1 pseudogene is annotated in these 636 nt (G+C 45.9%); it reads right to left on the reverse strand.

Annotation, left to right across the window (positions count from 1 at the left end):
• Positions 1–244: 244 nt before the first annotated feature.
• Positions 245–490, reverse strand: a pseudogene (locus MiSe_RS49615) (HNH endonuclease); the annotation flags it as partial.
• Positions 491–636: the final 146 nt, after the last annotated feature.

A 636-nucleotide genomic window follows, 5' to 3' on the forward strand; every position in this document is an offset into this window, starting at 1 on the left:
ATCTGAACTGATCCGCAGTTTGATAGCAAAACTTCCTGACCCTTCGCCCAAAAAGCATTCGCGAGACTAAAGTCTCACGCGGAACCCCGGTCTAAAGACACGGGGCTTGCGCGCTTTGTTCTGTCAAGGTTCTTTTTGGGATTAATCCCTTGGATTTACCTTGCTAGCCGTCTCTAGGTATTGCTACCCATTTAGGCTAAACGAATCCCACGTTAATCCCTAGCTGTGTGGCTACTTTGATCAACTAAGCGATTCCCTCACGAGAACCGCGAGTCTTCAAAACCGTGCGTAAAACTTTCGCTTTACACGGATCCTCAATTGCTTGGGACTTGTCCATGTGTCTACCTGCTTGGCTCCCATCTTTCCTTGTTTTATCATCGTGGCAGTGTCTGTGAAGTAACTCTAGATTTTCCATAGAGTGCTTCCCACCTTTCGATTTAGGCACTTTGTGGTCTTTTTCCCAGATATCTCCTTCTTTGAAAGTCAGTCCGCAGTGGGCGCATCAACCTATTGGTTACTCCAGAGAAGTTAGTCATCCCTGAATATTATTATTCATTTCGACTAAACGAATCGCACTCGGAGCTTTGCAGCGAGATACTCGAGCTTTAAAATTAACTCATTCCAAGCGGCATCCGA

It is taken from the genome of Microseira wollei NIES-4236 (genome assembly GCF_020521235.1).
GTDB classification, from domain to species: Bacteria; Cyanobacteriota; Cyanobacteriia; order Cyanobacteriales; family Aerosakkonemataceae; genus Microseira; species Microseira wollei.